At 59.6% G+C, this 10,619-nt stretch carries 7 protein-coding genes and 1 pseudogene; 5 read left to right on the forward strand and 3 right to left on the reverse strand.

Features of this window, described 5'->3' with window-relative positions; translation table 11 throughout:
- Window positions 1-512: 512 nt before the first annotated feature.
- Genes LJ655_RS12305 through LJ655_RS12315 form a run of 3 tightly spaced genes read left to right on the forward strand, consistent with a single transcriptional unit; the run spans window position 513 to window position 6,984 of the window.
- Window positions 513-5,399, forward strand: a complete 4,887-nt coding sequence (locus tag LJ655_RS12305) for a hypothetical protein (protein WP_230561510.1) — start codon at window positions 513-515, stop codon at window positions 5,397-5,399.
- Window positions 5,396-6,856 (forward strand): hypothetical protein, encoded by a 1,461-nt coding sequence (locus tag LJ655_RS12310; protein WP_230561511.1) that lies wholly within the window; start codon window positions 5,396-5,398, stop codon window positions 6,854-6,856. Before LJ655_RS12305 ends, LJ655_RS12310 begins: the two co-directional genes overlap by 4 nt.
- Window positions 6,844-6,984 (forward strand): hypothetical protein, encoded by a 141-nt coding sequence (locus tag LJ655_RS12315; protein WP_230561512.1) that lies wholly within the window; start codon window positions 6,844-6,846, stop codon window positions 6,982-6,984. Before LJ655_RS12310 ends, LJ655_RS12315 begins: the two co-directional genes overlap by 13 nt.
- A gap of 262 nt (window positions 6,985-7,246) precedes the next feature.
- Here LJ655_RS12315 and LJ655_RS12320 read toward each other — a convergent pair whose 3' ends face one another.
- The 3 genes and pseudogenes from LJ655_RS12320 to LJ655_RS12330 all read right to left on the reverse strand — a co-directional run bounded on the left by LJ655_RS12320 (window position 7,247) and on the right by LJ655_RS12330 (window position 9,398).
- Window positions 7,247-7,651 (reverse strand): nuclear transport factor 2 family protein, encoded by a 405-nt coding sequence (locus LJ655_RS12320; RefSeq protein ID WP_268991421.1) that lies wholly within the window; start codon window positions 7,649-7,651, stop codon window positions 7,247-7,249.
- A 35-nt stretch (window positions 7,652-7,686) separates the two neighbouring features.
- Window positions 7,687-8,295, reverse strand: a pseudogene (locus LJ655_RS12325) (alpha/beta hydrolase); the annotation flags it as partial.
- 182 nt (window positions 8,296-8,477) lie between these two features.
- A complete protein-coding gene (locus LJ655_RS12330) occupies window positions 8,478-9,398 on the reverse strand; it encodes a LysR family transcriptional regulator (protein ID WP_230561514.1) in 921 nt (306 codons plus the stop codon).
- 149 nt (window positions 9,399-9,547) lie between these two features.
- Between LJ655_RS12330 and LJ655_RS12335 the strand changes: the two genes are divergently transcribed.
- On the forward strand, window positions 9,548-10,312 hold the full coding sequence (locus tag LJ655_RS12335; protein ID WP_230561515.1) for an SDR family NAD(P)-dependent oxidoreductase: 765 nt from the start codon (window positions 9,548-9,550) through the stop codon (window positions 10,310-10,312).
- Window positions 10,313-10,369: 57 nt separating this feature from the next.
- Window positions 10,370-10,504 (forward strand): hypothetical protein, encoded by a 135-nt coding sequence (locus LJ655_RS30080; protein ID WP_268991422.1) that lies wholly within the window; start codon window positions 10,370-10,372, stop codon window positions 10,502-10,504.
- Window positions 10,505-10,619: the final 115 nt, after the last annotated feature.

Raw genomic sequence — 10,619 nt, forward strand, 5'->3', positions numbered from 1 at the left:
ATTGAGCAGGTCAATGGCGGCTTCCGCATCCGCGAACTCACACTCACGACCCCCAACCGTCACTCGCCCCAGTGACGCTTTGATGGCAGCTATCTGGCTACAACGGTCACTCGCGCGGGTACGCCTATCGACGGGTACTCATCGGCCATTGCAGTGATTGGGCCGACCACCAGTCTAGGACCGCTATGGGTTGCTCTGCGATATCAGATCATCCTAATTCTGAGTGACAGCTTTTCGCCTGCGCGAGAACGGCGCTCGACTCTCAAAGGGCACGTTCATTGTACGCGATAGCGGTCATCCGAAAGGGTGCATCAGTGTTACTTCCTTTCGGTGACGAGAGATCGCGGAGAATCCATAAAACATGGGTAATTGGCACAACAGGGGGCCCTGTTCTGCTGGTGTGAGGGTCTACATGTATGCGGTAGCGCGATCTGAATTCGGATGCCACGCGACAACGCGACTTGGTGGGACGTACGATGTATTATCGACCGTCCTCTTCGAAACCGCGTATCGTGTCAGACTACTCCTCAAATTCGTCACTCGGCAATCGCTTGGGCGGCGGTGGCGCGGCCACCAGCGCAGGAATCCAGTTTCAGGCGCAAGTTGGCGCTCTTCTCAGCGCATACATGCTCTCCGACCAGAGCATCGATGCGCGCTTTGATGTTGGAAACGGGACCGTCGAATGGATTCGCTTCGAAACAGAAGCCCCGATCGACGATATCCTTGTGGCAACGTCAGATGACGGCTTCATTGCCATCCAAGCCAAGACAACGGTGTCTCGATCGCGAGACCCTTCGAGCGCCTTTGCCAAGACCATCGCGCAGTTCACGAAGTACTGGATAGATTGCCAACGCGGTGATGGCAGCGCTGGGTGGAACCGGCCGCTCGACACGAGCCGGGACCGCTTGGTTCTAGCCGTGGGATCGCAGGCGTCGGCAGCGATCAAGGTCGATCTGCCCACAGCTCTGACGCTCAAGGCGTCCCCAGGTCAACCGCAACTGACACAGGCGCAGCAGGTGGTGTTTGACGATTTCGAGTTCTGTATCCGAACCGCATGGGCCGATTCGACCACTGATCCGTTCAGCGACGCAGCGGTTCTGGAGATTGCGAGGTTCGTTCGCGTTGCGGTATTCGATTTTGCTGCCACCGACGCGGCGCTTGTGCGCACAGTGCTGCGTGGTGCCGCGGGCACCTCGATTGATGCGGGTGCTTTGTTCTCGGGCCTTGAGCAGTTTTGTTACGACTTGATGAAGCAGCGCGGTGGCGCTGATCTGGATACGTTGAGGGCAGCGCTCCGTTCGGCTGGGTTTGATCTCGGCGACAGACCTCGCTATCGGGCGGACATCGAGGCCCTACGGGCGTATTCCAGCGCGACAGCGAGAGACCTGCAACGTTATGAGGTTATTGAGGCATCGCCGGGCAATCAGGTGTCGATCGTTCGCGATTGTCAACAGGGGGTTTTCGATGCGGCCGCGGCCGGAAACCTTCTGATTATCGGTGAACCCGGCTCCGGAAAGAGCGGTGTAGTGAGCGCGCTAGCTGAGAGGTTGCGTGCCGAACGGCACGATGTCGTCGAACTGGCGGTCGACAGTCTGGCCGTGGATACGTCGGATGGTCTCGCAAGAACGCTGGGTCTGGAGCACGATCTTGTTGAAGTGCTCAAGGCCTGGGACGGGGAAACGTTGGGGTGGGTCGTAATCGACGCACTGGATGCCACGCGCGGAGGACGGGGCGAAGGCGTTTTTCGTGCGTTGATCAAGCGCGTGATTGAAATGAATGACCGTTGGCGGGTCGTGGCGTCGATCCGCTCATTCGACTTGCGCATGGGGCAACAATTCCGCGCGCTTTTCAAGGGCAAGCCACCCGTCGCCGCGCTTGCTGATCGGGGCTTCGGGGACGTTCGGCATGTTTCGGTGCCGAACTGGTCTGAGAACGAGTTGCGGCAGTTGATGGCGAGGGAGCCGCGGCTGGCGAGTGTGCTGGATGCCGCACCCCAAAAGTTCAGAGAACTGGCGGTCGTGCCTTTTAATACACGGCTCATATGTGACTTGCTCGCCGCCGACGTCCTCGGCGAGAACCTGGAGCGTGTTTCGTCCCAGGTGCAACTGCTTCAGCTTTTCTGGCGGGAGCGAATCGAGTGTTACGGAACGTCCGGCCGGGCTGTCATCATTCGCGCAGTGCAGTCGATGCTCGAGTCCGGCTCGCTGCAGGCACCATTCGACAAAATAGCTGCTGACAGCGGTGAGCAGGTCGACAAACTTCAGAAAGGCGGAATCCTCGTCCCGATAAACGGCGGGCGGTCGTTTCAGTTCCGCCATCACATCCTGTTCGATTTTGCTGCGGCCGCGGTCTATCTGGATCCGAATGGCATCGTTAACGGCTCGCAGCGGTTTCCGAAGGATGACGGGCGGGGGCTGATGCTCGCCCCGGCGTTGCTATTCGTGTTGCATGAGCTGTGGGATCAAAGCGTCAATAGAGACCGGTTCTGGAGCGCGGTCACCAAGCTCATCACGGACCGAGCAGGCGACCCCGTTTTGCGAAGTTCAGCAAGCCGTGCGGGCGCGGAGTTTCCCGTCGATGTCGACGATACGACCTGGCTTGTGCAGGAAGTTGGGCGCAACAACCCGTTGCTTCCGGATGTTCTAAATCATGTGGGTGGAGCACTAGCGGTGCGCATTGACGATCACTCGTCGACGCCGTTGCAGCCATGGATCGCACTTGCGAGTGGCGTTGCAGCTTATGTTGGGCGGGTGACAGGTGCGGTGCGATTCCTCGTTGCCCAGTTGCTGCCGCGTACGAAATCCCAGGAGGAGCGTGCCGGTCTTGGGTCGGCCGCGCGCGCCTTGCTGGCGTATGGCTTCGAAAATAGCAACGCGCAGTGGCTCATAGGTTCAGCTATTGATCTGGTGCTCGACACATATTCGACGGACTGCGATGCATCTCGCACATTGCTCGCGCGGATATTTGAGGCAGAGCGACTCGAGTCGCATAGCTGGGAGGACGTGCCGTTGCTGGGGCGCAAGATCGGGAGTATTGCGGACTGCGACCCGGACTTCGCCAGCTACGTCTATATCCGCACGTATGAGATTGGTGTAACCGACGAAAGGAAAACGAGGATCGGTAACAGCCAGATTCTGTCGATGACGTCTACGGCGCGGCAGGACTACGACATGGCTCGTTACTCGCTTGCGCAATATTTCCCCACGTTCCTCCAGAACCATTCGTCGGCAGCAGTTCGTGCGCTCGTAGCCGCAGTGGACGGTTTCTTCGCTCGAAAGCACCCGCGAACGGAACCTGTTCGTGAATTCGAACTGACGGTCAACAACCAGAGATATCGCCTGGAGGAAGATTTAAGCTGTGTGTGGGGACATGACCCGGATCACGTCTACGGATATGACGCCGATAATCTAGTGGTCAAGCTCGTAGAGCATCTCCGGGCGGCTACTGAAGTCATAGCCATCGAGATGGCTCGTGATGTCATTCTGCATTGTTCGAAAGCGATTTTTTGGGCACGATTATTCATGGTCGCTGCTGAGCGTCGCGACAAACTCCTCGATCTGCTATGGCCGTTCGCCATTCTTGAGCCGATGCTTGTCTTGCCGGATACACGCAAGGACGCAATTGACGTTGTCGCAAAGGCATGGGATCGACGCACTGCTGAAGAGCGCATCGACCTCGAAGAAGGTGCGTTTGCATTCGACTTTTCAGGCTATCAGGACGAGTACGGTGCGCGGCGCGCGTTCGTGGAACGACTATTTGCCAGCATCGGAGCGGACCGACTTCTAACGGATCGGGCGCGCGAGATGATCGCAGGGGAGGTATATGAGTCAGAAGGCAAAAACGACCGGTTGATGCAATTCTCAACGTCTTGGGGGAGCGTGGATCCTTACCAATGGATCCAGGGTCTGGACAGGAGTTTACCGGCGAATGCGGATCTGATGGCCGCGCTTGAGTCGACGCAGGATCTGCTGGCACTTGCTCCGGGGAAGACGCCTGCAAACGATGTGACTCTCGAGGCTGCGCTTGAGTCGCTTGAGGCCCTTAATGTTCGCGCGCGCGCGCACGGTGTGCATGCCGTGTTGCGCCTGCAGGCCGAAGGTACGATCGGACAGGGGTGTTCACGGATCCTGACGATGAAACTTCTGGGGGGGAAAGCGGACGCCCCGAATCTTGAACCCACGGTCAATCGCCTGATTGACCTCATCATGTTGGCAGCAAATTCTGCCAGTCCAGAGGTGCAAGAAGAAACGGAACAGCGTTTCGAAGAATCCGCTGCATGGGGTTCACCGGCGGCGCGGCTCGAAGCCGCGGAAGCGATCCTCGATTTGTGCTTGCAGGCTCCCGGGCGATATCGTGAACTCGCACCGGTAATCGATCGACTCCTCGCCGATCCGCATCCTGCGGTTCGCATGCAGGCGACGCTGATGCTTATCAGAATCTGGGACCTCGACAGGCATGGATTCTGGTCGAGGCTTGAAACGCGGCTGCAGGAAGAGACAAACCGTGGCGTTCTTGTGCACGTGACGAGCGACCTGGTGGAACGTCTGTTGCACGCCGAGCCGCAGAGATGTCTGACGCTGCTTCGGCAATTGATCGACCGGGTTCAAGCCGACTGGCCGCGAGCAAAGAATCTGCTTGAGCACATTGCTGGACAGATCACGGTGCTATGGGTACGACATTCGCTCGAAGAGGCTCGCGAGATTCTTGAACGCTTCATGAGTTCGCCGACAGTGCACTCGTCCGAGCTTCTTCACGTACTTATGGCATTGCGCGGTGCTTACGTCATCGGACTCAACGCGGACAGCCAACTCGATGCGAGCGTCCGTCATCGCGCTTTCAGCTTAACGCTGGATATTGTGTCGGCTGCAAACCTCGTGCTTGGTGAGTTGATTGGAAAGAAGAGCGCCAGCGAGCAAGAAGCCGCTACGGTGCGCGATCTCGCGCAGGTGGTCGATTCCGCATGCAACCAGCTTTATTTCACTGTCGACGGAGTAGTCGACGGCGCGGACGTAGCACGGAACCTTGCTCCGCAAGAGGTTTTACAGTTCGTGCGGGAAGCACAACCTGTGTTGGAGCAGATCGGGGAGTACGCGACTCCGCACACGGTCTACTACCTGTTGCAACTTGTCGAAAAGGTCATCGACTACGCGCCTCAAATCGCATTTGATGTGACCTCACATGCGCTGTTGAATGGCGGTGCTCGCACCGGCTATCAGTTTGACCCCTTGGGCATCGACCTCTTCGTCAGTCTGGTGGGCCGGTTTCTGGCAGACCACAAGGATATATTCCAGGCACCGGAGCGTAGTGCGGCGCTCATCGCATGCCTTGAATGCTTCCTGGATGCAGGCTGGCCCGCAGCGAGGCGTCTGCTTTATCGACTGCCTGAGCTGATTCAATGAACAGCGGAAAGACACTAAACGATTTCCTGACCGCGTTTGCCACTCTGCTGGACGAGGTCGAACGCGAGCTTGGCGCCGCCGCTCCGGACCCGTACGCGGGGGCAGGTCAGGGGCGGCCGCTGGAGGCACAGACCAGGGTTCGGTTCTTTAACCGGTTTGTTTCTCTCCTTGGCTGGGATCTCGGCCTCGGCGGAGACATGGCACAGGAGGCTCGAATCCGCGCGGAGACGACCACCTACATGGACTATGTAGGCGTCACGCGTCTTACAAGGGCGCCTGTGGTGTTGCTGGAGGTCAAGGCGTGGGACAAGCCGTTTATTGGTCGGGCTCGAGGCCGCAGCGGAGCCGAAAACGCCGTGGAACTGCTGGTTGAGGGCATCCGGTTTTTCTTGGGTGGCGGAGCGAAAAATGACTCACCGGTCACCCATGAGTGGTACGAGTACATCGAACAGGTAACCGGGTATGTGAAAGGCCTCAAGGAGCAGCACGGTCACGATCTGGCACGAGCCGTGCTCGCGAGCGGCCAGTGGCTTGTTATCTTCACGGCACCTGTGAAGACGTTCGTCAATGGCAATGTGTCCGGTGCGGATATCATTGTCCTGAACAGGGCGGACTTCATCGCGAATGCGCCTCGGATATTTTCAGAACTGTCGCGGCAAGTTCTGGTTCAGGATGTTCCATTTCCGCTGCGACCTCCCCAACTGCCCGACTACCTGTCAAGCGACCGGCTGCGCGCTGCATATAGGGGTTTGCTCGTTCACTATCAGGCCAAGGGCGCGAAGATTTTTGCCCGTAAACCACAGGTTTTCGTCTATCCCGCGGTCGTCTTGGAACGAACGGACGGTGCTTTGCTGACGGTTGTGAAGGAATCGCTCGAATTCGAACTGGTCGTTTCCCGGGGACAAAATGCTGACGGCAACCACGATAGTGGGCGGGACAACATCGACGAGCACGTGGTGAGCGTCCACGCAGCTTCAGAAGAGTTGCTTGCCGAGTGCTCACGCGAACTCGGATTTGTGATAGTGGTCTCGGCGATCGCCGAATTCGGCGGTTTCCCGCAGGCGCTGGAGCTTAACGCAGCCCCGCAACCGAGAATTCAGTTTGTCATGCGGGCTACGCCTTCGGGGGACGAATGGATTATCGTGACCGGTGAGGCCTCACACATCCTGAGGCAAGGTCCTGCAGTTGACCCTTGCCGGTTTCACACTTGGTCCGAGTGTCTTCGCACCGGGGAAGCGCTGATGCAGTCAGCGATCAATTTCCCAAGGGTGCAAGAGCCACGCTCCTTCTTTGTGGACGGTCAAAAGCACCACTGTGCCCATCGCACCTTGGACGAACGGCGCACTTCAACCTGCTACGTCCGGTCGATTGACCAACGCGTGTGCTGCCAGGCCTGCGTGTTCTCGACGCAATGCTGGTCCGGTGGACGCGAGCGTAATTTGCCATGCGGCGGCTGATCGCTCGCGGCTGTAACGGTGGCGCTCATGTCGTCCATGAACTTGAGCCAGTTATCGTTTGCGCGCTGATTGATGCCGTCAACGAACTCGAAGGCAACCTGAAGCAGCCAACGAATACCGAGATCTGAACGTCAGTAATAGCGGATGACGCGACGCAGGCACACCGGAGATCGAATGATCGTTTGCGGAGTGAAGCGGTCGTCTGAACGTCTTAGCGATGCATTAAACGAAGGTCCCTTCGTGGCCGGGCGCTGCCGGACGCGGTTTGCAAACGAGGGCGAACAGCAGCGCTAGCTGTGATCGCCTGGACGTCGGCAAAAAGCGGTCCGTCGGGAATCTAGCTCCACGTACCGCTTTTCGCGACCAAGCGGCCTTTCACCCATGTCATCATCAAACGGCACGAGTCATCGCGAACGCGTCTGCGGCCCTTACCGTATCCAGTGCCTCCCGCAACAGCGCGATCTTGCCGTTGCGCGCCACGAGCCGCCCCGCGTACATCTGCCAGTAGATTTTTCCCGTCGACGGAACGAGCGCTTCAACTTCATATTCGGCGAAGACCTGCTCCGGCGTTTCAATCAGAAAGCGCACGTTTTTAAATTCGGAATCCGGCACTTTTGCGAGCAGTGAAGCGATAAAACCTTCAATCGCTTCGGGGCCCTGCGCACGGCCATCGATGCCGAGCGATTTCAGATACGGCAGTTCCAGCACGCCATCGTCGGCGAATAATGCGGCAGCCGCGCGCGGGTCGCGAATCGATTCGAGGTAAGCGGCAAGCAGTTGTCTGGCGTTGTTCATGATCGGCTCTGGGTATCAGTGTTGATGGGTGCGCGTTATTGCAGGCGCGTCTTCAATGCCGTCGCCATCTGCTGCATGGCTGCGCGCGTCGGTGCGTCGGCGGCGCGTACGTTGAGCAGGCCGAAGTCGTGAATCGTGCCGTTGTATTGGGTCGTCGTCGCGTCGTTGCCCGCCTGGTCGAGCCGATGTCCGTAGGCTTCGCCTTCGTCGCGCAACACGTCGAACTGCGCCGTCTGGATCAGCGCCGGCGGCAAGCCCTTCAACTCGTCGAGCGTGGCGCGCAGCGGCGATGCGTAGCGCTGGTTGCGCTCGCCTGTGTCGGGCGTGTACGCGCTCCAGAACCACTTCATCATGTCGCGGCTCAGGAAGTAACCGTTTTCGAAAGCGTCGTGGGAGGCGTTGTCGAATGCGTGGTCCGTCACCGGCCACATGAGACCCTGGAAGCGGATCGCCGGGCCATGGCGGTCCTTCGCCATCTGGCTGACGTCCGCAGCCATGTTGCCGCCCACGCTGTTGCCCACCACCGCGAGCCGCGCGCCATCGACGCCGATTTCCTCGCCATGCGCGGCGACCCATTTCGTTGCGGCATAGGCCTCGTTGATCGCGACCGGATAGCGCGCTTCGGGCGAAGGAAGGAAAGTGACGGTTGCGGTATAGGGCGTGTTCGGGTGGGCGTGCGTGTTCATCGTGATTCTCCTTTCCGTGCGGTTGAGCAGCTTGCGACGCGATGTCGTGCAGCCGATGGAAAGAAGAATACGGAGCGGGAGTTATTTGCGAAATAGAAGCGTTTGAAACCTATCATTGCAAAAACGCAATGACAGCCTATTCAAGGTGTAGGCCATCGCCACGCGGGATGGGAGAGATGCTCGGCGAAGTAATCAGACAGCGCCGCCACCTTCGCAGGCCGTGCGCGCGCCGACGGCGTGACGAAGTAGAGACCACCCTTCGTCAGCGACCAGTCGGTGAGAATTGCTTCGAGACGGCCATCGGCTAGATACTCGCCTGCGATGAACTCGGGCAGTTCGGCAATCGCGAGACCATCTAGAAGCGTGGGCAACAGTGCATCGGAATTCGTCACGCGCAGCGGGCCGGCCGGCATCACCGGCTCTTCTTCGCCTGCATCGTTCGTGAAGCGCCAGACATCGCTACGCGCGCGATACGCGTACGAGAGGCATGGCCGATCCATCAGTTCGCGCGGATGCGTTGGCCGCCCTTCGCGCTTCAGATACTCGGGCGACGCCACCACGTATTGCGTCACGGCACACAGTCGCCGCGCCACCAGTGACGAATCGGGCAACGCGGCGATACGCAGCGCGGCGTCGAAGCCATCGGCGACCAGATCAACCGACGCATCCGACAAATGCAGGTCGATCGACACTTCCGGATACGCGCGGAGGAAGCCCGGCAGCAGCGGCGCGACCCAGCGCAGCCCGAACGACATCGGCACGGCCAGGCGCACCAGCCCGCGCGGCTGCACCGACATTTCGCGCGCCGCGCTTTCCGCCTCTTCCGCCTGCCGGTAGATCTCGCCGGCTTTCTCGCAGATGGTGCGACCGAACTCGGTCAGCGACAGTTGCCGCGACGTGCGGTTAAAGAGCCGCGCGCCCAACCGGTCTTCCAGACGGGCCACGCCGCGCGAGACCGTCGCCACCGACACGCCCATCGCGCGCGCCGCGGCCGCAAACGATCCCTCCTCGGCGACCTTCGCGAACATCGCGAGTCCCTCGAAATCAGGCAGCTTCGCCATTTCCCCTCATCTTTTCATTTCTGCAACGTTAGATTGCAATCAATTCTATTTCGAAAAGGTTGGGCCGTCGATATTCTTCTCACATCGCAGCACGCAACACCGAACAGCCAACACCCACTTCTACTGAACGAAACGAAAGGAGCAATACCATGGCACGCAAACTCGACAACAAGATCGCACTGGTTACCGGCGCAACCAGCGGCATCGGCCTGGCCACCGCCCAGCGCTTCGCCGCCGAAGGCGCGCACGTCTACCTCACGGGCCGCCGTCAGGCCGAACTCGATGCCGCTGTGAAGAGCATCCGCGAAGCGGGCGGCCTGGCCACCGGCGTTCGTGTCGACTCGACGAAACTGAACGAACTCGACGCGCTCTATGCGCAGATCCAGGAAGAACAGGGTCGTCTGGATGTGCTGTTCGCCAACGCAGGCGGCGGTTCGATGCTGCCCTTCGGCAACATCACCGAAGCGCACTTCGACGACACCTTCAACCGCAACGTGAAGGGTGTGCTGTTCACGGTGCAAAAGGCACTGCCGTTGCTGGCCAGGGGCGCATCGGTGATCCTCACGGGGTCGACGGCTGGCAGCGCGGGCACCGCGGCGTTCAGTGTGTACTCGGCTTCGAAGGCTGCGGTGCGCTCCTTCGCACGCAACTGGATTCTCGACCTCAAGGACCGCCAGATCCGCGTGAACACGATCAGCCCGGGCGCGACCCGCACGCCTGGCCTGCTCGACCTTGCCGGTGACGATGCAGCCCAGCGCCAGGGTCTCGCCGATTACCTGGCCGCGCAGATCCCGATGGGGCGTCTGGGCGAGCCTGGCGAAATCGCGAGCGCCGCCCTGTTCCTCGCATCGGACGATGCGAGCTTCGTGAACGGCATCGAACTGTTTGTCGATGGCGGCCAGCAGCAGATCTGAGTGTGGCAGGGGCGCACGGATGGGGGGCTTCACATTCGTGCACCCAAATGGCGTTTCATGATGATCGAACATCGTCCTTTTCTTGCGCTCGGCGCAATTAGAAGCGACTCGCTCGGCCCGCTCTACGTGTGGAACGACGATGAATTCGCGACGCACGCGGGTTCAGGGCTGCACGCCCATCGCACGCATTGACTCAGTTTTTTTGTTACCGAGCCACGGGCATTGCCTCATGTAATTTGCTACCCGTCAGAATGCTGGCGGGAGCGACTTATGGCGAGGCAGCTCAGCATGACAACACGACGGGAAT

Origin of the sequence: Paraburkholderia translucens, from assembly GCF_020881035.1 — a bacterium.
Lineage (GTDB): Bacteria > Pseudomonadota > Gammaproteobacteria > Burkholderiales > Burkholderiaceae > Paraburkholderia > Paraburkholderia translucens.